The organism is Streptomyces sp. NPDC050121, from assembly GCF_044460385.1.
Classification (GTDB): domain Bacteria; phylum Actinomycetota; class Actinomycetes; order Streptomycetales; family Streptomycetaceae; genus Streptomyces; species Streptomyces soliscabiei.
The window spans coordinates 1-22,592 of record NZ_JBITJV010000013.1 but is presented as its reverse complement, the minus strand read 5'-3'; the positions used below and the strand labels follow the sequence as shown (position 1 = coordinate 22,592).

The window sequence follows — 22,592 nt, the reverse complement described above, 5'->3', positions numbered from 1 at the left end:
CGAACCGGTTCCCACCGAGAGCCGGGGGCCGTCACGACGTCGTGAAAGGTTTCAACTGGATTGCCGGGACGTTAGACATGCCGGGCATGTGACGTCAATGGGTACGTGTCGAAAAGTTATCGATAGCCGAAGGTCACACGGCGGTCACGAACAAAGGGCCTGGACGGAGGGCTTGACACTCTCCCTGCTGGCTCATAGCTTCCCGTTCTGAATCGTTTCATCCGGGAGTCGTTCCGGACTGATGCCACAGGAGCCCGAAGTGACCGACCTCGCCGCGGTGAAGGCCGCGCTGAAGACCCAGGCCGTCGAGACGCCGTCGTGGGCGTACGGGAACTCGGGGACCCGCTTCAAGGTGTTCGCCCAGGAGGGCGTCCCGCGAACCCCGCAGGAGAAGCTGGACGACGCCGCACAGGTGCACGCGTTCACCGGCGTCGCCCCGACCGTGGCGCTGCACATTCCGTGGGACAAGGTGGAGGACTACTCCGCACTTGCGAAACATGCCGAGGACCGGGGAGTGAAGCTCGGGGCGATCAACTCCAACACCTTCCAGGACGACGCCTACAAGCTGGGCAGCATCTGCCACCCGGACGCGGCGGTGCGGCGCAAGGCGCTCGATCATCTGCTGGAGTGCGTCGACATCATGGACGCGACGGGCTCGGCCGATCTGAAGCTGTGGTTCGCCGACGGGACCAACTATCCCGGGCAGGACGACCTCCGCGAGCGGCAGGACCGGCTGGCCGAGGGCCTGGCCGAGGTGTACGCGCGGCTCGGGGACGGCCAGCGGATGCTGCTGGAGTACAAGTTCTTCGAGCCCGCCTTCTACTCGACGGACGTCCCCGACTGGGGGACGGCGTACGCGCACTGCCTGAAGCTCGGCCCGAAGGCACAGGTCGTGGTCGACACCGGGCACCACGCGCCCGGAACCAACATCGAGTTCATCGTCGCCACGCTGCTGCGGGAGGGGAAACTCGGCGGGTTCGACTTCAACTCCCGGTTCTACGCCGACGACGACCTGATGGTGGGAGCGGCCGACCCGTTCCAGCTGTTCCGGATCATGTACGAGGTGGTGCGCGGGGGCGGGTTCACGTCCGAGGTCGCGTTCATGCTCGACCAGTGCCACAACATCGAGGCGAAGATTCCGGCGATCATCCGTTCCGTGATGAACGTGCAGGAGGCGACGGCCAAGGCGCTGCTCATCGACCGCTCGGCGCTGGCTGCCGCGCAGGCGTCCGGTGATGTGCTGGAGGCGAATGCCGTGGTGATGGACGCCTACAACACCGATGTGCGGCCGTTGCTTCGTGAGGTGCGGGAGGACATGGGGCTGGACCCCGAGCCGATGGCGGCCTACCGGCGGTCCGGGTGGGCCGAGAAGATCGTTGCCGAGCGGGTCGGCGGGGAGCAGGCCGGCTGGGGCGCGTAGGCGTGCGCCGAGATCTGTGATTCGCGGGCTGCGGGCCCGTCGTGGCCGGTCGCACCCACGCGGCGGAACCGCACATCGACACCGCCCGCGCCCCTGGAAAGCATGCAGTCACCCTCTTTCACGTAAGGACTCGAAGTTCATGGCACCGCACCCCGAAGCCTCTGCTCTCATCGGCCGGTCGCACCGGCTCGGCGCTGATCCTCGTAACACCAACTACGCCGGCGGGAACGCCTCCGCCAAGGGAACCGACACCGATCCCGTGACCGGTGGGGACGTCGAGCTGATGTGGGTGAAGGGGTCGGGCGGCGACCTCGGCACGCTCACCGAGGCCGGGCTCGCCGTACTGCGGCTGGACCGCCTGCGGGCACTGCAGGACGTGTACCCGGGGGTCGAGCGCGAGGACGAGATGGTCGCCGCGTTCGACTACTGCCTGCACGGCAAGGGCGGTGCGGCGCCGTCGATCGACACCGCCATGCACGGGCTCGTCGACGCCGCCCACGTGGACCATCTGCACCCCGACTCCGGGATCGCGCTCGCCTGCGCGGCCGACGGGGAGAAGCTCACCGCCGAGTGCTTCGGCGACGCCGTCGCCTGGGTGCCCTGGCGGCGGCCCGGCTTCCAGCTCGGGCTCGACATCGCCGCCGTCAAGGCCGCCAACCCGCAGGCCGTCGGATGCGTCCTCGGCGGGCACGGGATCACCGCCTGGGGCGACACCTCCGAGGAGTGCGAGCGCAACTCGCTGCACATCATCCGCACGGCCGAGGCCTTCCTCGCGAAGAAGGGCAAGGCCGAGCCCTTCGGTCCCGTCCTCGACGGCTACGAGGCGCTGCCCGAGGACGAGCGGAGGGAGCGGGCAGCCGTGCTCGCGCCGCACGTGCGGGCGATCGCTTCCCAGGACAAGCCGCAGGTCGGGCACTTCACCGACTCCGACGCCGTCCTCGACTTCGTGGCGCGGGCCGAGCACCCGCGGCTCGCCGCGCTCGGCACCTCCTGCCCGGACCACTTCCTGCGCACCAAGGTGCGGCCGCTGGTCCTCGACCTGCCCCCGACCGCTCCGCCGGCCGAGGCCGTCGCGCGGCTGAAGGAGCTGCACGCCGCCTACCGCGAGGAGTACGCCGCCTACTACCAGCGGCACGCCGAGCCCGACTCCCCCGCCATGCGCGGCGCCGACCCCGCGATCGTGCTCGTCCCCGGTGTGGGCATGTTCTCCTTCGGCAAGGACAAGCAGACCGCGCGCGTGGCCGGCGAGTTCTACGTCAACGCGATCAACGTGATGCGGGGCGCCGAGGCGGTGTCGACGTACGCGCCGATCGAGGAGTCGGAGAAGTTCCGCATCGAGTACTGGGCGCTGGAGGAGGCCAAGCTCCAGCGGATGCCGAAGCCGAAGCCGCTCGCCACCCGGGTGGCGCTGGTGACGGGCGCCGGGAGCGGGATCGGGAAGGCGATCGCGCATCGGCTGGTCGCCGAGGGCGCATGTGTCGTCGTCGCCGATCTCAACGCCGAGAACGCCGTCGCCGTCGCTCAGGAGCTGGGCGGGCCGGACAAGGCCGTCGCCGTCACCGTCGACGTGACGTCCGAGGAGCAGATCACCGGCGCCTTCAAGGCCGCCGCGCTCGCCTTCGGCGGGGTCGACCTCGTCGTCAACAACGCCGGGATCTCCATCTCCAAGCCGCTGCTGGAGACCTCCGCGAAGGACTGGGACCTCCAGCACGACATCATGGCCCGCGGTTCGTTCCTCGTCTCGCGTGAGGCGGCCCGGGTGATGATCGCTCAGGGACTGGGCGGCGACATCGTCTACATCGCGTCGAAGAACGCCGTGTTCGCGGGGCCCAACAACATCGCCTACTCCGCCACCAAGGCCGACCAGGCCCACCAGGTGCGGCTGCTGGCCGCCGAGCTGGGCGAGCACGGCATCCGCGTCAACGGGGTCAACCCGGACGGCGTGGTGCGCGGCTCCGGCATCTTCGCCGGCGGCTGGGGCGCCCAGCGCGCGGCCGTGTACGGGGTCCAGGAGGAGAAGCTGGGCGAGTTCTACGCGCAGCGGACCATCCTCAAGCGTGAGGTGCTGCCGGAACATGTCGCGAACGCCGTGTTCGCGCTGACCGGCGGGGAGCTCACCCACACCACCGGACTCCACGTCCCCGTCGACGCGGGTGTGGCGGCCGCGTTCCTCCGGTGACGGCCGTGAAGTCGTACGCCGCCGTCGACCTCGGCGCGTCCAGTGGACGGGTCATGGTCGGCCGGGTGAGCCCGGACTCGCTGGAGCTGGCGGAGGCGCACCGCTTCCCCAACCGGCCGGTCCGGGTTCCGGAGGGGCTGCGCTGGGATGTGCTGTCCCTGTACGCGGGGGTGCTGGACGGGCTGCGGGCGGCCGGGCAGGTGGACTCCGTCGGCATCGACAGCTGGGCCGTGGACTACGGCCTGCTCGACGCCGACGGGGCGCTGCTCGGCAACCCCGTCCACTACCGCGACGCCCGCACCGAGGGCGTCGCGGAGAAGGTGTGGGGAGCCGTCCCGGCCGCCGAGCTGTACGCGGCGACCGGCCTGCAGTACGCGCCCTTCAACACCCTGTACCAACTGACGGCCGCGGCCTCCTCGGCCCAACTGGCCCAGGCCCGGCGGCTGTTGCTCATCCCCGACCTGCTGACCTACTGGCTGACCGGGGAGCAGGGCACCGAGCTCACCAACGCCTCCACCACCCAGCTCATCGATCCCCGCACGGGCGACTGGTCCTACGACGTCGCCGCCCGGCTGGGCATCGACCTGGAGCTGTTCGCTCCGCTGCGCCGGCCCGGCGATCCCGCCGGGCTGCTGCGGGCGCAGGTGCTGGAGGAGACGGGGCTGACCGGGCCCGTGCCGGTGACGGCCGTCGGCTCGCACGACACGGCGTCGGCGGTGGCAGCCGTCCCCGCGGTCGGCGAACGGTTCGCCTACATCTGCACCGGCACATGGTCCCTGGTCGGACTGGAGCTGGACGCGCCCGTGCTCACCGAGGCGAGCCGCGCCGCCAACTTCACCAACGAGCTGGGCCTCGACGGCACGGTCCGCTACCTGCGCAACATCATGGGACTGTGGCTGCTCCAGGAGTGCGTACGGGCCTGGGGCGACCCGGAGTTGGGCGCCCTGCTGCGGGAGGCGGCGGCCGTGCCGGCGCTGCGGTCGGTCGTGGACGCCGGGGACGCGGCCTTCCTGGCGCCCGGGCGGATGCCGGAGCGGATCGCCGAGGCGTGCCGTGCCTCCGGGCAGCCGGTGCCCGTCTCTCCCGCCGAGATCACGCGCTGCATCCTCGACTCCCTCGCCCTCGCCCACCGGCGGGCCGTCGCCGAGGCGCAGCGGCTCGCCGACCACCCGGTCGACGTCGTCCACATCGTCGGCGGCGGCACCCGCAACGCGCTGCTGTGCCAGCTCACCGCCGACGCCTGCGGGCTGCCGGTGGTGGCCGGTCCGACGGAGGCGGCCGCACTCGGCAACGTGCTCGTCCAGGCCCGGTCGCACGGGCTGGTCGGCGATCGCGCCGAGATGCGCCGGCTGCTCTCCCGAACGCAGCCCCTGACCCGCTACGAGCCGCAGGGCGGCGCCGAGCGGTGGGGTGCGGCTCAGGCCCGGCTCGCCACACGGTGAGACGGGGTCTCCCCCCAGCCGCTGTGCCGGACTACTCTGCACTCATCCGATGACCAACCCTGAGGAGCCGCGATGCGTGTCGCACTGTTCCTGACCTGTGTCAACGACACGCTCTATCCCGACACCGGCCGCGCCGTGGTGAAACTCCTGACCAGGCTGGGTGTCGAGGTCGACTTCCCGATGGCTCAGACCTGCTGCGGCCAGGCCCACTACAACACCGGCTACCGCCATGAGGCCGAGCCGCTCGCCCGGCATTACTCCGATGTATTCAGGGAGTACGAGGCGATCGTCACACCGTCGGGGTCCTGCGGGGCGATGGTGCGGGAGCTGTATCCGCGGATGGGCGAGCGGGCCCGGGCCGAGGGGCGCGGGGACACCCTCGCCGCCACACTGGCGCCGGTGGTTCCGAAGACGTACGAGCTCACCGAGTTCCTGGTCGATGTGCTGGGGGTGACGGACGTCGGCGCGTACTACCCGCACACGGTGACCTACCACCCGACGTGTCACGGACTGCGCGGTCTCGGACTCGGGGAGCGGCCCCGGCGGCTGCTCCAGGCGGTGAAGGGGCTGGAGCTGGTCGAGCTGCCCGGCGCCGACGAGTGCTGCGGCTTCGGCGGGACGTTCGCGCTGAAGAACGCGGACGTCTCGGCGGCGATGGGCGCCGACAAGGTGCGCAACGCCGAGTCGACGGGCGCCGAGGTGCTGTGCGCGGCCGACAACTCCTGCCTCATGCACATCGGCGGGACCATGACCCGGCTGAAGACGGGCATGCGCCCGGTGCACATCGCGGAGATCCTGGCGAGCACGGAAGGGGAGCCTGCGCTGTGAGCGGGACGTTCGTCGGGATGCCGGCGTTTCCGAAGGCCGCGCGCGAGGCGGTCGGCAACCCGACCCTGCGCGGCAATCTGCGGCATGCCACGCACACCATCCGCGCCAAGCGCGCGAAGGCGGTCGCCGAGGTGTCCGACTGGGCGGAGCTGCGGGAGGCCGGCAAGCGGATCAAGGACCACACCCTGCGTCATCTCGACCGGTATCTGGTCCAGTTGGAGGAGTCGGTCACGGCGGCCGGCGGCACGGTCCACTGGGCCGCCGACGCGGACGAGGCGAACCGGATCGTGGCCCGGCTGGTCAGGGAGACCGGCGAGCGGGAGGTCGTCAAGGTCAAGTCCATGGCCACCCAGGAGATCGGGCTCAACGAGGCGCTCGAGGCCGAGGGCATCCGCGCCTACGAGACCGATCTCGCCGAGCTGATCGTGCAGCTGGGCAAGGACCGTCCCTCGCACATCCTCGTGCCCGCGATCCATCGCAACCGGGGTGAGATCCGGGACATCTTCCGCGCGGAGATGAGCGAGTGGGGGCGCCCGGCTCCCGAGGGCCTCACCGACACGCCCGCCGAACTCGCCGAGGCCGCCCGCCTCCACCTCCGTGAGAAGTTCCTGCGGGCCAAGGTCGGGATCTCCGGAGCGAACTTCATGGTCGCGGAGACCGGCACCCTGGTCGTCGTCGAGTCGGAGGGCAACGGGCGGATGTGCCTGACGCTCCCCGAGACCCTGATCTCCGTCGTCGGCATCGAGAAGATCGTGCCGGCCTGGCGGGACCTGGAGGTGTTCCTGCAGACCCTGCCGCGCTCCTCGACGGCCGAGCGCATGAACCCGTACACGACCACCTGGACCGGCACGACCGACGGCGACGGGCCGCAGACCTTCCACCTCGTGCTGCTCGACAACGGCCGCACCGACACCCTCGCCGACGAGGTCGGCCGCCAGGCCCTGCGCTGCATCCGCTGCTCGGCCTGTCTGAACGTCTGCCCGGTGTACGAGCGGGCCGGCGGCCACGCCTACGGCTCCGTCTACCCGGGCCCGATCGGCGCGATCCTCAGCCCGCAACTGCGGGGCACGCAGAGCGAGATCGACGCCTCGCTGCCGTACGCGTCGTCGTTGTGCGGCGCGTGCTACGAGGTGTGCCCGGTCGCCATCGACATCCCGGAGGTGCTGGTGCACCTGCGGGAGCGGGTCGTCGAGGGCGGGCCGGTGGTCCGCGAGGGCAACAAGGTGGTCCTGAAGCCGGCCAAGGGCCATGCCGCCGAACGCGCCGCGATGCGGGCGGCCCGCTGGGCGTTCAGCAGCCCCGGCGCCCTGCGCACCGGCCAGCGGCTCGCCTCCCGCACGCGCCGCCTGCACCCGCGTGCCCTGCCCGGTCCGGGCAAGGCGTGGAGCGACACCCGGGATCTGCCGGCCGTACCGGCGGAGCCGTTCCGTGACTGGTGGCAGCGGACGAACGGCGGCACCACCGGCAAGGGGGCGACGAAGTGAACAACGTGAACAACGTGAGCAGCAGGGAGCGGATCCTGGGCCGGGTGCGGCGCGCGCTCGCCGACGTACCGGAGGACGACACTCCCCCAGTGCCTAAAGGGCCTGGGAGGGACCCCCAGTACGAGCAGGCCGTCGCGCGCGACTATCTGCGCGAGCACGGCGGCCTGGGCGTCGAGGAGACGGTGGAGCTGCTGGCGGAGAACCTGGCGGACTACCGGGCGCTCGTGCACCGGTGCCCGGAGGCCGAACTGGCTTCCGTGATCGGGCGGTTGCTCGGTGAGCGCGGGGCCAAGTCGGTGGTCGTGCCGCCGGGTCTGGACCCTCGGTGGCTCGCCGAGACCGATGCCGAGCGGGTCGAGGACCTGGCCGAGAGCACCGCGCGGGAGCTCGACCGGGTCGACAGCGTGGTCACGGCGTGCGCGGTGGCGATCGCCGAGACCGGCACCATCGTGCTGGACGGCAGCCCCGACCAGGGTCGTCGCCGCATCACCCTCGTCCCCGACCACCACATCTGTGTCGTACGGGTTCCGGACCAGGTCGTGGCGTCCGTCCCCCAGGCGCTCGAACGGCTCGATCCCGCACGCCCGTTGACCTGGATCTCGGGCCCCTCCGCCACCAGCGACATCGAGCTGGACCGGGTGGAGGGGGTGCACGGCCCACGCACGCTCGAGGTGATCCTGGTGCGCTGACGGCGACTGCTCAGGAGTAGGTCAGCGCGCAGCCGTGGCGCAGGGAGTACTGGGCGGCCCGCAGGTACACGGCCGTGTAGAAAGCGGTGGCCAGGTCCTCGGCCCAGGGGCCCGGCCGGTGCGCCACGGCCTGCTCCGCCTCGCCCTCCAGGAACCACAGGGTCAGCTCGAGGTTGCCGAAGGTCGCCGGTATCAGGTCCAGCGGCAGGCCGAGGGCAGCGGCGAGCCGCTCGGCGAGGGCGAGCACGTACGGCGCTCCGACGACCAGGGTCTCGTCGGCGTACGCGGAGCCGACGGGCAGCTCGATGGCCTCCTCCAGCGCGAACGGGACCAGGAGCGACCAGTCGAGGAGGGTGTGCGCCTCCTGGGGGGACAGCCGCGCCCGGCACAGCTCGACGAAGCCGTCCATCGACGGGCTCATCTTCTCCTCGAACCAGCCCTGGGCCCCGGGGGCCTTCGGTGCGTACGGCGGCAGTCCACGCCGCGCCAGCTCCGTGTCGAGGGCCGAGGCGACGTCTCCATAGCCGTCCTCGCCCGGAACCGACCAGTCCTGTGGACTCACGCTCACGAGATAGACACCCATGCGTGCACCGTACGTGCCGCCACTGACAACGCCTCCACCGACCGCATCGGCGAGCATCGACAAACATCGACAAGGGAGGTGAACAAGCGCTTAGATATGTGATCGGACCTGTCCAGCCGTGATCGACTCCCGGAGGCCCTGTTGTTCACGTCCGTCGACGATGTCTCGGCCCGGCTCGCCGAGACCGGCTATCTCGCCTCGCCCGCCGTCGCCACGACCGTCTTCCTCGCCGACCGGCTCGGCAAGCCGCTGCTCGTGGAGGGCCCGGCCGGGGTCGGCAAGACGGAACTCGCCAAAGCGGTGGCCGAGGCCGCGGGGGCCCGGCTGGTACGACTGCAGTGCTACGAGGGCGTGGACGAGTCCCGGGCACTGTACGAGTGGAACCACGCCAAGCAGTTGCTGCGCATCAGCGCCGGCCGCGACGAGGCCTGGGACGAGACCCGCACCGACGTCTTCAGCGAGGAGTTCCTCCTCCCGCGGCCCCTGCTGACCGCCATCCGCGGCGAGGAACCGACGGTCCTGCTGATCGACGAGACCGACAAGGCCGACGTCGAGATGGAGGGGCTGCTCCTCGAAGTGCTCAGCGACTTCCAGGTCACCGTCCCGGAGCTGGGCACGATCACCGCGACCCGCCGCCCCTTCGTCGTGCTCACCTCCAACGCCGGCCGTGAGCTGTCGGAGGCGTTGCGCCGCCGCTGTCTGTTCCTCCACATCGGCTTCCCCGAGGAGGAGTTGGAGCGGCGGATCGTCCGGCTGAAGGTCCCCGGCATCGACGCGGCGCTCACCGAGTCGGTGGTCCGGGTGGTCGGTGCGCTGCGCGCGATGGATCTGCGCAAGGCGCCCTCCGTCGCCGAGACCGTCGACTGGGCGCGCACGCTGCTCGCGCTCGGCGCCACCACCCTCGACGAGAGCGTCGTACGGAGCAGTCTGGGCGTGATCCTCAAACACCAGGACGACGTCCTCAAGGCCGGTGCGAAGCTCGACCTGGACGCCGTGTGAGCGCCGATGTCGCCGACCGTCTGGTCGGCTTCGTCGCCGCGCTGCGCGCACACGGCGTCCGTGTCGGCACCGGCGAGACGGTGGACGCCGCCGAGGCGACGGCGGCACTGGGCTTCGCCGACCGCGTGCTGCTGCGCGAGGGACTGGCCGCGACGCTGCTGCACTCGACGGACCAACGGCGCTTGTTCGACACCGTCTTCGACCTGTACTTCCCGCGTGGCGTCGGTGCTCCCCAGGACGAGCCCGGCGACCGGGACGACCTGCGCGACCGGCTCGCCGCCGCGCTCGCCGCGAACGACGAGGCGATGCTGGGCCGGCTGGCGATCGAGGCGGTCGACGGGCTGGGCGGATACGGGAGTTCACCGGGCGCGGACGGCTGGTCTTCGCACCAGACCCTGGAACGGCTGCGCCCGCAGACGCTGTTGGCGCGGGTGCGGGACGACATCCGGGCCCGGGGCAGCGGCTCCGGCTTCACCGACCGGCTGTTGGAGGACGAGATCCGGCGGCGCATCGAGGCCTTCCGTGCCCTGGTGGCCGGGGAGGCGCGGCGGCGGGTGGCGGAGCGGCGCGGGCGGGACGAGATCGCCCGACGGGCGGTGGCGCCGACCGCCGACCGGGTCGACTTCCTGTACGCGGGAAGGGACCGGCTGGCCGAACTGCGGCGGACGGTACAGCCGTTGGCCCGCAGACTGGCCACGCGTATGGCGGCGCGGCGCCGCCGGGCGTCCCGGGGCACGATCGATCTGCGGCGCACCCTGCGCGGCTCCCTGTCGACGGGCGGCGTGCCGATGCGTCCCGTGCTGCGCCGTCGGCGTCCGGCCCGCCCCGAGCTGGTGCTGCTGTGCGATGTGTCGGGCTCGGTGTCCGGGTTCTCCGACTTCACGATGCTGCTGGTGCAGGCGCTGCACGACCAGTTCAGCAAGGTGCGCGTGTTCGCCTTCGTCAATCGGATCGACGAGGTGACGGGGCTGCTCCAGCACGGCGCCGCCGACCCGGAGGGCCTCGGCGCCCGGATCCAGGGTGAGGCACGGATCATGGGCTACCACGGCAGCAGCGACTACGGGGGCGCCCTGGGCGAGTTCGTGCAGCGCTACGGCGCCGCGGTCGGCCCGCGCACCACGGTCTTCGTGCTCGGCGACGCCCGCACCAACATGAGCGACCCCAACCTGGCCGCACTCCGTCAGATCGCCGAACAGGCCCGGCATGTGCACTGGTTGAACCCCGAGCCCCGGACCCAGTGGGGCACGGGCGACTCGGCTGCACCCGAGTACGCCGAGCTGGTCGCGATGCACGAGTGCCGCAACGCCCACCAACTCGGCGTCCTGGTAGGCAGATTGCTTCCGGTCTAGTCGTACCTGCTGAGCTCTACTCGGCCTTCGCGTAGTCCTTGGCCATCGCTCCGGCGAAGTCGTACACGACGCACTGTTCGTCGCCCACGACCCATGCGTCGTGGCCCGGCGGGATCACGAAGACGTCGCCGGGGCCGACTTCGCCCTCGCCGCCGTCGTCCATCGTGATGCGCATGCGGCCCTGCACCACATAACCGTTGTGGTGCACCTGGCAGCTCTTGGTTCCGGCGATCGGCGCCACGGACTCCGACCAGCGCCACCCGGGCTCGAAGGTCCCGACGGCGAAGTCGAGACCTGTCATGTGGACGGCCTCCAGGTGGCCGCGGGGGAAATCGCGGCGCTCGTCCGGCTTGTCGAGCGTCTTCACTTCCAGCATGACGCTGCCTCCTTCCGGCCGTACCTCACCACGGCCGGGGCCGGTCTCCCCGGCGGCTCTGGGCGTCGTCGGTCGAGGGCCGAGCCCCACTCCTCCATGGTCCGCCCGTCCCCTGGGCGCCGCCAATCGGAGGAACCGTCTTGGTCAGGCGGCGCCGCCGCACAGCTCGGCGAAGCGAGCGGCGTCGATGTTGCCGCCGGAAACGATCACTCCGACGCGCCGGGGCAGGCCGTCGACCCGCCCGGTGAGGAGAGCGGCGAGCGGGGTGGCTCCGCTGGGCTCCACGACGATCTTCAGGCGTTCGAAGGCGAACCGCATGGCCGCGCGGATCTCGTCGTCGGAGACCAGGACGATTTCGTCCACGAGCCGCCGGTTCACCGAGAACGTGAGCTCCCCGGGCGTGTGCAGGGCCTGGCCGTCGGCGATGGTGCGCGGCACCGGGATCTCGACCCGCCGGCCCGCCTCCAGCGACCGCTTGGTGTCGTCGCCGGCCTCCGGTTCGACGCCGAGGACGCGGATGCCGGGCCGCAGTCCCTTGAGCGCGGTCGCGCTGCCCGCGATCAGTCCGCCACCCCCGACCGGCGCCAGCAGGGCGTCCAACTCCCCCGCCTCCTGCAGTAGTTCGAGGGCCGCGGTGCCCTGGCCCGCCATGACGTGCGGATGCTCATAGGGCGGGATCAGCGCCAGACCCCGCTCGGCGGCCAGCGCCTCGCCGATGGCCACCCGGTCGCCGGCGTAGCGGTCGTACGTCACGATCTCCGCGCCGTAGCCTGCCGTCGCCGCCCGCTTGGAGCGGGGCGCGTCCTCGGGCATGACGATCACGGCGGTGGTCCCGAGTTCGCGGGCGGCCAGGGCGACGGCCTGGGCGTGGTTGCCGGAGGAGTACGCGGCGATGCCCCTCGCGAGCTGCTCGGGGGCCAGCCGGGAGGCCGCGTTGTAGGCGCCGCGGAACTTGAAGGCGCCGACGCGCTGGAAGTTCTCGCACTTCAGAAGGACCTCGGCGCCGACGATCCGGTCGAGGGTGCGCGAGCGCAGCACGGGGGTGCGGTGCGCGACGCCCTTGAGGCGGGCGGCCGCGTCGCGGACGTCGTCGAGGGTGATCGGCAGGGGTGCGGTCGTCACGGGCGGGCTCCCTCGGGGGTGTCGTCGGCGCCGTTCGCCGCGGTCGTGCGGGGGGCTCTGGCCTGGGAGAGGTAGCTGTAGGCGGAGGCCCGGGAGATGCCGAGGCGGGCGGCGACCTGCTCGATCGCGCGGCGCACGGCGAACACCCCGCGTTCGTCCAGACCGCGGAAGAGCGCCAGGCGACACGACCGGTCGAGGCCGGCCCAGGTCTGGTCCTGGCGCGTCAGCTGGGCGTCGAGAAGGGCGTCGACGACGGAGTCGATGTCGTCGCCGAAGGTGGTCACGGGCGCGTCGGCCGGCCGTCCGGGCGTCCCGGCGAGCGCGGCCAGCAGCCCCTGCACCCGGTCCACCTCGGTGACGTCCACGTTGACGCAGAGCGCGCCGAACACCGCGCCCGTGGAGTCGCGCAGCACCATCGTGGACGACTTCACCAGCTTTCCGGCGTCGGTGCGGGTGACGTAGTTCAGCTCGTCGAGGGCGTCGTCGCCGCGGGCGAGGACCCGCATGCCGATCTCGCTCATCGCCCCGCCGACCGTCCGCCCGGTCACCGACCCGGCGACGGCGACGACGGACTTCTCCGGCCGCCGGTAGTCGTGCAGCACCACCTCGCACACCGGCCCGAAGGTGGCCGCGATCCCGTCGACGACGGGGGTGAGCGCACGCAGCGTCGCGTCCCGCTCGGCTTCCCGGTAATCCATAACCGTCATTAGACCATGAGTCCAGGCTCTGGACCAGCAGTCCAATGCCGCTACTCGGTCGGACACCTTCAGGGGAACTGTCGATCAAGGGGTGGTGTCGTCAATTGCCGTTTCCCTAGGATGTGTTGTCGGCCGCGCCAGTCCGGGGCACGGCGGGGATCTGGGGGAAGAGATGCAGCCTGGCAAACAGCTGTCCACGTCGATCGATGCCACGGTTCCGACGGCCGCGCGCATGTACGACCACTACCTGGGCGGCAAGGACAACTACGCGGCCGACCGCGCCGCCTGCGAGGAGCTCGACAAGGTCGTCCCCAGCACCCGCGTCCTCGCGCTGAACAACCGGCGCTTCCTGCAGCGGGTCGTGAAGACCCTGAGCCAGGAGTACGGGATCCGGCAGTTCCTCGACCACGGCTCAGGCCTGCCCACCCAGGACAACGTCCACCAGGTCGCCCAGCGCATCGACCCGACCTCGCACGTCGTCTACGTCGACAACGACCCCATGGTGCTCGTGCACGGCCGGGCCCTGCTGGAACAGGACGAGCGGACCACCGTGATCCACGCCGACATGCGGGAGACGGAGGCCATCTTCGGCCACGAGGACACCGTGCGCCTGATCGACTTCTCTCAGCCGGTGGCGGTGCTGTTCAACTCGGTCTTCCACTGCATCCCCGACAGCGACACCGACGGACCGCAGGCGGTCGTCCGTCGGGTGGCCGAACGCCTCGCCCCCGGCAGCTATCTGGTGATGTGTCAGCTGGTCAGCGAGGACCCGGCGGTCAGGGAGTTCGTCACCGACTTCATGGACAAGGCCACCCAGGGCCACTGGGGCCGGGTCCGCCAGGAGAAGGACGTCGCCGCACTCTTCGAGGGCCTGGACATCCTCGACCCGGGACTGGTGGAGGTCTCCACCTGGCGCCCCGACACCGAGGTCGCCCCTCGCCAACTCACCCAGGAATGGATCGAGTTCGGCGGCGTGGGCCGCCTCGGTCGGCACTCCGGCTGAGGCCAGGACCGGGGCTGGGACTGCGGTCAGGACTGCGGCTGGGCCTGTGGCTGGGATCGGGTCCGAAGGTCAGACGTAGCGCTGCTTCGCGATGGCAGCCAACAGAGCCTGCGACTCACGGGGGTTGAGCGCCTCGTCGGCCAGCCGGTCCAGCGCGACGCGGTACTCCTCCGTCTCGTCCTGGTCCTCCAGGAAGGTGGCGCTCCTGATCTGCTCGAGATAGACGACATCGGGCAGATCGGCGCCGCCGAAGCGCAGATAGGTGACCGGTATGGCCGGCGCGGAGGCATGGGTGACGTCCAGCGGCACGACCTGGACGGTGACATGGGGCAACCGGGCCAGTTCCACGAGATGGGCGAGCTGCTCGCGCATGACCTCGCGGCTGCCCAGCACCCGCAGCAGCACCGACTCGTCGAGGATCGCCCACACCCGCGGGGCGTCCGGTCTCCGCAGCAGTTCGGTGCGCCGCGTCCGCAGCTCCACCCGGCGCTCGACCTCCCGAGACGTCGCCGACGGCAGCCCGCGTTCCACGACGGCCCGCGCGTACGCGGGAGTCTGCAACAGGCCCGGCACGTACTGGATCTCGAAGGTACGGATCGCGGTGGCCGCCTCCTGCAACCCGACCAGGCGGTCGAACCACTCGGGCATCAACCGCTTGTCGTAGCGCTGCCACCAACCCGGCTCGCCCGCCTGCCGCAGCAGCCGGAGCAGGACCGAAGCCTCATGGTCGTCGGCCTTGTACAGCGACAGGAGCGCGCGGACGTCCGCCTCGACGGGCGGCCTGCGCCCCTTGCCCGCCTCGATGCGCGAAAGCTTCGCCGGACTGAAACCGATGGCGCGCGCGGCCTGGTCCTGGGACAGGCCGGCATCCTCCCGGATGCCCGCCAACTGCACACCGACCAGCATTTTCAGCAAGGTCGGGGCGGGCTCGGCACGGTTCAGATACGGTTCGAGGCGGGAGACGCGAGACGACTCGGCAGACATCCTGACTCCCCGTGGACCGGCAGACGACAGACCGAAGTATCGCATCCGAAGCCCTCCGGCCGCTCGCGGCAAGGCAATCGGCTCCATCGGAACACCACCAGTCGCCCCCTGGAGCCCGCCCGCCGAGTCCACCCCGGACCCTCACGTGACCCCTACACGACCCCCATGCGGCGTTCACACCAGATGGTCGAACTCCCCGTCCTTCGCCCCGGCCACGAACGCGGCCAGCTCGGCCGGCGTGTACACCAGGGCCGGCCCCTCGGGATCACGGGAGTTGCGCATCGCGACGCCTCCCCCGTCCAGGGCCGCGACCTCCACGCAGTTGCCTTCGGCGTTGCTGTGGCTGCTCTTGATCCAGTGGACGCCCAACGAGCTCGCCCGTACTCCGTTCGGCACTGACGGCACTGCACTCTCCTCGCTCGTACGCGCAATTTCCCGTGAAATTGCACGAGGACATCGTCAGCGTGGATAATAGCCATGCCGTCAACCACACTTCTGGCGCCCCGTCCTGACGTCGCTTCAGGGAGATGCACCGTGTCATCACCTGCGCAGATCCGGAGCCATGAGTCCGTCTCCGTGCGTGACTCGCCCAGAACCGCCGCCCTGCACCTCACGGGCAGCCGGGAAGGATTCGCCCAGGCACGGGACTTCACCCACCACACCCTCGACCACTGGTCCCTGGGCCACTGCAGTGACGACGCGGTCATGGTCGTCACGGAACTGGCCGCCAACGCGGTCCTGCACGGTCTCCCCCACCCCTCGGCCGGCGAGTTCCACGTACGGCTCAGACTCACCCTGCGCCGCTCCCACCTCGTATGCGCCGTCACCGACCCGAGCGACAGCCTGCCCGTCTACCCGCACGCCGAAGACACCCTCCTGGAACACGGCCGCGGACTGCACATCGTCGAGGCCCTCTCGCAGCACTGGGGCTGGACGCGTCGCTCCCCCGTGGGCAAGACCGTCTGGGCCATGCTGCCGACCCGCTTACAGCCCTGATCCCCGACCGACGGCTGACACCTGACATGACTGCCTCGAAGAGAACCGCACCGCTGAAGGACCTGGGACATGTGCCGTGGCCCAAGATCAAGGACTCCACCGGGTCCGCCGCGGACATCCCGATCCTGCTGACCACCGTCGCCCGGGGCGACGCCGACAGCGCCGGGTCCGCACTCGGCCAACTGCGCCGAAGAATCTGCCAGTTCGGCTTCGTCGTCGACGAGGCGACGGCGGCGACGGTGCCGTTCCTCTGGGAACTCGTCCGGCTCCCCCAGGTCACCTGCCGTGCGGAGATCCTGCGCCTGCTGAAGAGCATCGCCGACACCCGTCAGTGGGAGACCACTGCCGCCGCGTACCCCAAGCTGCTCCACCACCCCGACGACTACGTGGGCTGGGAACGCGCGGCCCGCGACGCCGTGCACGCCCAGCGAGACGTCATTCGCCAGCTGCTCACCGAGCCGGACACCGAGATCGTGCGCGCCACCACGGAACTCGCCGAGACTCTGACCGGCTGAGGCACCTGCGGACGGCGAATCCAGGGCCTGCCCGGGTCCTTCTGCGGAACTCCACATCCGACCGCTAAGTTGTGCCGCATGAGCAACCTTGACCGTGCGCCCGTACCGAGTGTGTGCGGCGGCCGCGGATTCGTCGTCGCCGAACCAGTCCGCGAGCTGCTGAGCCCCCGACAGGTGAAGCTCGGCGAGTCGACCGAGGTGCGCCGGCTGCTGCCGAACCTCGGACGGCGCATGATCGGCGCCTGGGCCTTCGTCGACCACTACGGCCCCGACGACATCGCCGACGAGCCGGGCATGCAGGTCCCGCCGCATCCGCACATGGGCCTGCAGACCGTCAGCTGGCTGCACGAGGGCGAGGTACTGCACCGCGACTCGACCGGCAGCCTGCAGACCATCCGGCCCAGGGAACTCGGCCTGATGACCTCGGGCCGGGCGATCAGCCACTCCGAGGAGAGCCCCCGGCCGCACGCCCGCTACCTGCACGGCGCCCAGCTCTGGGTCGCGCTGCCGGACGCCCACCGGCACACCGACCCCCACTTCGAGCACCACGCCGACCTGCCCACCGTCACCGCCCCCGGCCTCACGGCCACCGTGCTCCTCGGCGACCTCGACGGCTCCACCTCACCCGGCACGGCGTACACCCCCATCGTGGGCGCCGATCTCGCGCTCGCCCGCGGCGCCGACGTACGCCTGCCACTTCTGCCCGACTTCGAGTACGGCGTGCTGTCGATGTCGGGCGAGGTCCATGTGGACGGGGTGCCCGTCCTGCCGGGCTCGATGCTCTACCTCGGCTGCGGACGCACCGAACTGCCCCTGCGGGCCGAGTCCGACGCAGGCCTGATGCTGCTCGGCGGCGAGCCCTTCGAGGAGGAGCTCGTCATGTGGTGGAACTTCGTCGGCCGGTCCCAGGAAGAGATCGCGCAGGCTCGCGACGACTGGGCGAGAGGAACCCGTTTCGGCGAGGTGAAGGGCTACGACGGAGCCCCGCTACGCGCCCCGACCCTGCCCGACACCCCCCTCAAACCACGCGGAAGGGTGCGCTGACCTGGGAAAATCCGAGTCTACGATCCCGGGCATCCGGGACCGTCTCTCCGCCTGTCCCCCTACCACGATCTCGGCCGGCCCCTCGGATGCCGCCGCACCGGAGCCTCCGAGGCTGTCCGCGTTTCCAAAGTGTGGGCATCTGAGGGCGGCTTCGGCAGGTCTGATGCTGACTTAATGCCGACTTTTCTGACGGACCGTCAGAATATGCCGCGCCAATGCGCTCACGCTGCGGAAGCAGTGCGGCAGACGTATTGCCGCACTGCGTTGCAGGCTGAAGCCTCTCGGAGCGGATCGACCTACGAGGTACGTCGTCGCAGGCCGAGCGCTCGGACAGCGGTTTGTGGAAACCCAACAGATTGTTGCCCAGGACGATCGCCCGCGGCTTTCGGCGATCTTGCAACTCGACGGCCGTAGTCTCAAGGCACTTCTCAGCACGGCGGTGCCGGCCTAGGGCCTGTCTGTCCGGCGGATCATGCCGCAGACGCGGGGGGATGGCACGCCCTCCCCCGCTCACCTGCGCTGATCAGGCGCCGCTGCTTTCCTGCGACCTGATCCGCCGGACAGGCCCTGGGGACGATGCCGTTGCCTTGTCGGGGCTTGGGCGTAGGCCGCCATCTCGTGGCGCAGCCGGTCCAGCGCGTCTGTGGCGGCCTCGTGGACCTCGGGCACCTGTCCTCGAGCGGTCCCCATGACGCGCTGGAGCTGGTGCGGGAGACGCTGCCTCGTCGCCTCCGTGACTGCAGCGCCCAGGGACTGGGCCGAGCCAATGCGATCGTTTGCGAGAAGTTGGACGCGCCCGACGGTCACCAGTTCAATGACGCGGCACTGCGGCGCCACATCCGTCGTCGGCATGGGACTGCGCTCCACCAACCGAATAGCCCAATCAGCGCGACGCGTCGCGATCGATCAGGAGCAATGCTCAGGACTTGTGGATCGGTTCCGGGAGGATGCACGAAGGGCGTACCTTCCCGAATGATCCTGTGATGGTCACCGAGTAGGCCCGCGTTCGCACCGCGGGTCGGGAAGGCACGCCGTGCTCAGCGTAGTGAATGCCGACGGTTTGACGGAGTCTGGCTCCCTGATCGACGAGATTGTCCGCGAAGGCGCCCGGCAGATGCTGGCCGCCGCGCTGAAGGCGGAAGTGCTGCCGCTGCTCTACCTGCACGGGCTGTCAATCGGGGGACTTTGTGCCGGCGTTGGAGCAGTTCCTCGGCTCTACCGCCGGCCTGTCGGCCGCAACTGTGACCCGGCTGACGAAGCAGTGGGGCGAGGACCATGCCGCGTTCCAGAGCCGGGACCTGTCGGACAGGGATTTCGTCTACGTGTGGGCCAACGGGGTGCACCCGAAGGTCCGGCTCGGGCAGGCGCATTCGTGCGTGCTGGTCCTGCTCGGTGTCCGCGTGGACGGCACCAAGGAGTTGATCGCGCTCGCGGAGGGGTTGCGGGAGTCGACAGAGACACAAATCCCGGAATGTCACCAATGCCTGCCGAAGTCGGCTCAGCCCGGCGCGGCCAGGGCGATGCAGGAGATCTGCAACGCCGAGGACCGCGCCCACGCCGAGAAGGCCATTGAAGCGTTCGCGAAGACCTACGGCACCAAGTGACCCAAGGCCGCCGCGAAGATCACCGACGACCGGGACGAACTGCTGGCGTTCTACGATGGCACTCGTCCGCGCGGGGGCCCGATTCGAGAACGGCGTCCTGGTCGAGCGCCTGGAGCAGGCCGCTGACCACACGAAAACAGGTGCACAGATCCGGCTCAGCGATGCGACACTGCCCGACCAGGCCGGAGCTCTCCGAACTCGACTATCTGCGGGAGATCGAACGGCTCGCCAAGGCAGTTGCCTCCGCGGCCGCCGGTGAGCAGTGGTACGCCTGCGACACCGAAGGGGAGGGACCGCTCCAACGTAGTGTCAACGCTCTGGGACGGGCGCTGCTGCACTACCCCTTCCCCCTGGACGGGTGCCTGGACGAGGAGGCAGGGCGCCCACAGGTTCCTGTCGCTGCCGTGGCCGTCATCCGTCCCGAGGCCATGCCCATCGGCACCGACGAGACCTACCCGCATGCCTGTGTCCGGCTGGGAGTGGAAGCCCGCCCCGAAGGGTGGGCATTGTGGGAGACCTGGGTCGACGGCAACGCGAAGGTCACCATGGTCGTCTCCGCCGTGGACACCACCGAGGGCTTGCTCACCAACTGGGCCAAGGGCAGGGACCTGCTCCCGGTCATGCCGTTGCCCTCCCAGATCGCCCAGGTCCACGCCGTCTGGACCGGCTGGGGATCGATCTTCTCCCCCTACTGCAAGAGGAAGCTCGGCCTCAACGGACAGCCGTGATCCACAGGTATTGACTATTGCTCTCTGTCGCAGCCACTTCGGCCATGATCGTAGTCATGCTTCTAACTTACAGGTAAGTAAGGAACGACCAACCGATCGCCACGGCGAGCGAACTGCCTCATGTGCACGCCGGGGGCAGCAGACGTGGAAGGCGGCGAGGAAGCCTCGCCGCCCAGTCGTCGGAAAGACACGCGCAGGACAGAGTCAGATTCCTGCAGACACTGACACGGTGCTGCTGCGCACCGGCCGGGCACCGGCGCCCAGGAACGCTCGGAGCCTCACGGCGCGGCCGGGCAACCTCGTCAGGTGGGAGACCGGCGAGGCCTTCAGGAGTGAAGGAATGCAACCGCAGCGGTCAGCGTCCTGGCTGCCTCACTCAGCACTCGGTCCGGGCAGCGGCTCGCGGACGACGGCGACGCCTCCCGCGGGGACGCTGACCGAACCGGCGACCGGTTTGCCGGTGAGCAGTTCGACGCCGTCGGCGGGGACCTCGGCACCGTGGCCGGCGTGGTCGATCAGGAAGAGGTAGTCCGCGTCGGCGCCGCGCCGCCGGACCACTTCGACACCAGCCGGAACCTCACGCTCCGGGTGCACGCCCGCGTCCTGGCGGATGCGTTCCAGGACAGCGGACAAGGTAGTGGAGTCCGGGTGGGTGGCGATGTACCAGGCGGTACCGCTGCCGTACGCGTTGCGGGTGATGGCCGGGACGCCGGCCAACGGTCCGTCCGCGTACGTGGCGACGGCTTCCGCCCCGGTGAGCCGGAGGCGTTCGGTCCACAGATCGGCGGTCGCGTCCTGCGGGACCTCGCCGGCCAGACCGACCCGAAGGCCGGGCAGCAAGGGGAACAACTCGTCGCAGTGCACCCCGAGGAGCTCCCGGAAGGCGCCCGGATAACCGCCCAGGCGGACATGGCAGTTCTCGTCCACCGCACCGCTGTGGAAGCCCACCGCCAAGGTGCCGCCGCGCTCGGCGAAACCCGTCAGGGCGGAGGCGCCCGCATCGTCGACCAGATACAAACTGGGGGCGAGGACCAGCTGGTAGCGGTCGAGGTCCGGGCTGTCCGGACGGATGAAGTCGACCGCCACGCCCGCCCTCCGCAGCGGGGTGTACCAGTGCCTCACCAGGTCTTGGAAGCGGAGTTCCGAGCTGGGCTGGGAGGGCAGCTCCATGGCCCAGCGGGCGTCCCAGTCCCAGACGATGGCGACTTGGGCCGGGCTGGTGCTGCCGCGGACCTCGGCGAGGGCGCGCAGGTCGGCTCCGAGCTGGACGACGTCCTTCCAGATCTGGCTGTCGGTGCCCGCGTGCGGCAGCATCGCCGAGTGCCACTGCTCGGCACCCGCCTTCGCGGCACGCCACTGGAAGTAGGCGATGCCGTCGGCGCCGTGCGCTACGTGGGAGAGGGCGTTGCGGCGCATCTCCCCGGGCCCCTTGGCCCGGTTGACGGGTTGCCAGTTGATGGCTCCCGTGGAGTGTTCCATCAGCAGCCAGGGGCGCCCGCCGGCCAGGGAGCGGACCAGGTCGCCGCAGAGCGCGATGTCGATCTCCGACTCCGGGTCGGTGGAGAGCAGATAGTGGTCGTTGGAGACGACGTCCAGCTCGGGAGCCCAGCGCCAGTAGTCCACGGCGTCGAAGTTGTGCATCACCATGAAGTTGGTGGTGGCAGGGAGGTCCGGCGCGGCTCGGTGGAGCAGGTCGCGTTCGGCGGTGAACAGCGACAGCAGTTCGTCCGAGCAGAAGCGGCGCCAGTCCAGCCGGTGGGCGGGGTTGGGGTCGGCGCCGGTGGCGCGGGGCGGGAGGACTTCCTCCCAGTCGTAGAACCACTGGCTCCAGAAGGCAGTGCCCCAGGCGTCGTTGAGCGCGTTCAGGTCGTTGCCGTACTTCACCTTCAGCCAGCGCCGGAAGGCGGCCGCGCTGGTGTCGCAGAAGCATTCCGCGTTGTGACAGCCGTACTCGTTGTGGACGTGCCACATCGCGACGGCCGGATGGCCTGCGTACCGCTCGGCTAGCGCGCCCGCGATACGCAGGGCGGCGGTGCGGTAGGCGGGGCTGGACGGGCAGAACGTCTGGCGGCTGCCGTACGACAGCGTGCGCCCGTCGCGGTCTACCGGCAGCGCTTCGGGGTGGGCGCGGAAGAACCAGGAGGGCGGGCAGGCCGTGGGAGTGGCCAGGTCGGCGGCGATGGAGTTCTCGTGGAGCAGGTCCAGGATCTTGTCCATACGGGAGAAGTCGTACACGCCTTCGGAAGGCTCCAGCAGGGCCCAGGAGAAGATGCCGAGGCTGACCATGGTCACCCCGGCCTCTCGCATCAGGGCCATGTCCTCGGCCCACACCTCCTCGGGCCACTGTTCGGGGTTGTAGTCACCGCCGTAGGCGATGCCGGGCAGATGAAGACGGCTTGCGGTGCTCACTGGTGGGACTCCGGGAAGGTGTGGGGATCGAGTGGGAGGTTTCCGTCAGCCCTTGTTGGCGCCCAGGGTCAGGCCGCTGACGAACTGGCGCTGGAGGACGAAGTACACGATCAGCGTGGGGATCGCGGTGAGCAGGGCGC

General features: G+C 70.3%; 20 protein-coding genes and 2 pseudogenes. 14 read left to right on the top strand and 8 right to left on the bottom strand.

Annotated features, from left to right (window positions below):
* Positions 1-259 precede the first annotated feature (259 nt).
* The 6 genes from rhaI (at position 260) to ACIBTS_RS20820 (ending at position 8,042) form a co-directional block, all read left to right on the top strand.
* Positions 260-1,420, top strand: a complete 1,161-nt coding sequence (rhaI, locus tag ACIBTS_RS20845; protein ID WP_399321141.1) for an L-rhamnose isomerase — start codon at positions 260-262, stop codon at positions 1,418-1,420.
* A 139-nt stretch (positions 1,421-1,559) separates the two neighbouring features.
* The gene (locus ACIBTS_RS20840) at positions 1,560-3,599 is read left to right on the top strand and encodes a bifunctional aldolase/short-chain dehydrogenase (RefSeq protein ID WP_399321139.1); all 2,040 of its coding nucleotides are present in this window, start codon (positions 1,560-1,562) and stop codon (positions 3,597-3,599) included.
* A gap of 5 nt (positions 3,600-3,604) precedes the next feature.
* On the top strand, positions 3,605-5,041 hold the full coding sequence (locus ACIBTS_RS20835; protein ID WP_399321138.1) for a rhamnulokinase family protein: 1,437 nt from the start codon (positions 3,605-3,607) through the stop codon (positions 5,039-5,041).
* Between the two features lie 72 nt (positions 5,042-5,113).
* Complete coding sequence (locus ACIBTS_RS20830) at positions 5,114-5,869, top strand: (Fe-S)-binding protein (RefSeq protein ID WP_399321136.1); 756 nt, start codon at positions 5,114-5,116, stop codon at positions 5,867-5,869.
* On the top strand, positions 5,866-7,353 hold the full coding sequence (locus ACIBTS_RS20825) for a LutB/LldF family L-lactate oxidation iron-sulfur protein (RefSeq protein ID WP_399321134.1): 1,488 nt from the start codon (positions 5,866-5,868) through the stop codon (positions 7,351-7,353). Before ACIBTS_RS20830 ends, ACIBTS_RS20825 begins: the two co-directional genes overlap by 4 nt.
* 14 nt (positions 7,354-7,367) lie before the next feature.
* Positions 7,368-8,042 carry a lactate utilization protein C gene (locus ACIBTS_RS20820; protein WP_399321133.1) on the top strand — a complete coding sequence of 225 codons (675 nt, stop codon included), beginning with the start codon at positions 7,368-7,370 and terminating at the stop codon, positions 8,040-8,042.
* 10 nt (positions 8,043-8,052) lie between these two features.
* On the opposite strand, the gene ACIBTS_RS20815 is transcribed toward ACIBTS_RS20820, so the two are convergent.
* Positions 8,053-8,625, bottom strand: a complete 573-nt coding sequence (locus ACIBTS_RS20815; RefSeq protein ID WP_399321132.1) for a hypothetical protein — start codon at positions 8,623-8,625, stop codon at positions 8,053-8,055.
* A gap of 141 nt (positions 8,626-8,766) precedes the next feature.
* On the opposite strand from ACIBTS_RS20815, the gene ACIBTS_RS20810 reads away from it, so the two are divergent.
* Complete coding sequence (locus ACIBTS_RS20810; protein WP_399321130.1) at positions 8,767-9,624, top strand: AAA family ATPase; 858 nt, start codon at positions 8,767-8,769, stop codon at positions 9,622-9,624.
* The gene (locus tag ACIBTS_RS20805) at positions 9,621-10,973 is read left to right on the top strand and encodes a VWA domain-containing protein (protein WP_399321129.1); all 1,353 of its coding nucleotides are present in this window, start codon (positions 9,621-9,623) and stop codon (positions 10,971-10,973) included. Before ACIBTS_RS20810 ends, ACIBTS_RS20805 begins: the two co-directional genes overlap by 4 nt.
* A gap of 16 nt (positions 10,974-10,989) precedes the next feature.
* On the opposite strand, the gene ACIBTS_RS20800 is transcribed toward ACIBTS_RS20805, so the two are convergent.
* The 3 genes from ACIBTS_RS20800 to ACIBTS_RS20790 all read right to left on the bottom strand — a co-directional run bounded on the left by ACIBTS_RS20800 (position 10,990) and on the right by ACIBTS_RS20790 (position 13,169).
* Positions 10,990-11,349, bottom strand: a complete 360-nt coding sequence (locus ACIBTS_RS20800) for a cupin domain-containing protein (RefSeq protein ID WP_399321127.1) — start codon at positions 11,347-11,349, stop codon at positions 10,990-10,992.
* Between the two features lie 144 nt (positions 11,350-11,493).
* Positions 11,494-12,471: a threo-3-hydroxy-L-aspartate ammonia-lyase gene (locus ACIBTS_RS20795; RefSeq protein WP_399321125.1), complete on the bottom strand. Its 978-nt coding sequence runs from the start codon at positions 12,469-12,471 to the stop codon at positions 11,494-11,496.
* Entirely contained in the window at positions 12,468-13,169 is a 702-nt protein-coding gene (locus ACIBTS_RS20790; protein WP_399321124.1) for a transcriptional regulator, read from the bottom strand. Before ACIBTS_RS20790 ends, ACIBTS_RS20795 begins: the two co-directional genes overlap by 4 nt.
* A gap of 172 nt (positions 13,170-13,341) precedes the next feature.
* Here ACIBTS_RS20790 and ACIBTS_RS20785 point away from each other — a divergent pair, with 172 nt between their 5' ends.
* Complete coding sequence (locus ACIBTS_RS20785; RefSeq protein ID WP_399321123.1) at positions 13,342-14,172, top strand: SAM-dependent methyltransferase; 831 nt, start codon at positions 13,342-13,344, stop codon at positions 14,170-14,172.
* A 69-nt stretch (positions 14,173-14,241) separates the two neighbouring features.
* Here ACIBTS_RS20785 and ACIBTS_RS20780 read toward each other — a convergent pair whose 3' ends face one another.
* Together ACIBTS_RS20780 and ACIBTS_RS20775 are read right to left on the bottom strand one after the other, a co-directional pair.
* Positions 14,242-15,156 (bottom strand): helix-turn-helix domain-containing protein, encoded by a 915-nt coding sequence (locus ACIBTS_RS20780; protein ID WP_399321121.1) that lies wholly within the window; start codon positions 15,154-15,156, stop codon positions 14,242-14,244.
* Between the two features lie 174 nt (positions 15,157-15,330).
* Entirely contained in the window at positions 15,331-15,561 is a 231-nt protein-coding gene (locus tag ACIBTS_RS20775; RefSeq protein ID WP_399321119.1) for a DUF397 domain-containing protein, read from the bottom strand.
* Between the two features lie 129 nt (positions 15,562-15,690).
* Here ACIBTS_RS20775 and ACIBTS_RS20770 point away from each other — a divergent pair, with 129 nt between their 5' ends.
* The 5 genes and pseudogenes from ACIBTS_RS20770 (at position 15,691) to ACIBTS_RS20750 (ending at position 20,043) form a co-directional block, all read left to right on the top strand.
* Positions 15,691-16,152, top strand: coding sequence for an ATP-binding protein (locus tag ACIBTS_RS20770; RefSeq protein WP_399321118.1), 462 nt, complete (start codon positions 15,691-15,693; stop codon positions 16,150-16,152).
* Positions 16,153-16,178: 26 nt separating this feature from the next.
* A complete protein-coding gene (locus ACIBTS_RS20765; protein WP_399321116.1) occupies positions 16,179-16,667 on the top strand; it encodes a hypothetical protein in 489 nt (162 codons plus the stop codon).
* A 78-nt stretch (positions 16,668-16,745) separates the two neighbouring features.
* Positions 16,746-17,711 (top strand): pirin family protein, encoded by a 966-nt coding sequence (locus ACIBTS_RS20760; RefSeq protein ID WP_319671680.1) that lies wholly within the window; start codon positions 16,746-16,748, stop codon positions 17,709-17,711.
* Positions 17,712-18,744: 1,033 nt separating this feature from the next.
* A pseudogene (locus ACIBTS_RS20755) lies at positions 18,745-19,312 on the top strand (transposase); the annotation flags it as partial.
* 164 nt (positions 19,313-19,476) lie between these two features.
* Positions 19,477-20,043, top strand: coding sequence for a hypothetical protein (locus ACIBTS_RS20750; protein WP_399321114.1), 567 nt, complete (start codon positions 19,477-19,479; stop codon positions 20,041-20,043).
* 372 nt (positions 20,044-20,415) lie between these two features.
* Here the strand turns inward: ACIBTS_RS20750 and ACIBTS_RS20745 are convergent, their stop codons facing one another.
* Complete coding sequence (locus ACIBTS_RS20745) at positions 20,416-22,452, bottom strand: beta-galactosidase (protein WP_399321112.1); 2,037 nt, start codon at positions 22,450-22,452, stop codon at positions 20,416-20,418.
* 45 nt (positions 22,453-22,497) lie between these two features.
* Positions 22,498-22,592 (bottom strand): annotated as a pseudogene (locus tag ACIBTS_RS20740) (carbohydrate ABC transporter permease); the annotation flags it as partial.